The 383-nt window shown below is 54.0% G+C and carries 1 pseudogene; it reads right to left on the bottom strand.

What is annotated here, in order from left to right:
* Positions 1–383 (bottom strand): annotated as a pseudogene (locus tag ACLJXE_RS24340) (IS3 family transposase); the annotation flags it as partial.

The following is a 383-nucleotide window of genomic DNA, read 5'->3' as shown; positions in this document are numbered from 1 at the left end:
CTGCGAACTGTCGCTCAAGGTGATTCGGGATAGCGATGTGTTCATGACCACCACGTTTATACCGGTGGGTGGGCTGCTGACAACTCACCAGTCCCAGCTCTTTCATGAGCCTGCCGGCAAGCCAGCGCCCCATTCTGAAGCCTCTCAGGGTTGCCATAGTCGCGATACTTCTTGCGCCAGCAGAGCCATGGCTGATGTTATGCAGCTCCATAACCTGACTGCGTAATACAGCCCGCCTGCCATCTGGATTTTCAGGGCGGTTTTTCCAGTATTTGTAACTGCTGCGATGAACCCCGAACACGTGGCAGAGTGTGACCACAGGATAATGCGCTCTGAGTTTCCCGATTAACGAGAACTGTTCAGGGAGTCTGACATCAAGAGCG

The organism is Citrobacter sp. U14242 (assembly GCF_046555775.1).
GTDB lineage: Bacteria > Pseudomonadota > Gammaproteobacteria > Enterobacterales > Enterobacteriaceae > Citrobacter.
Note: the sequence above shows the minus strand (reverse complement) of the source record. Positions and strands in the feature narration are given on the sequence as shown.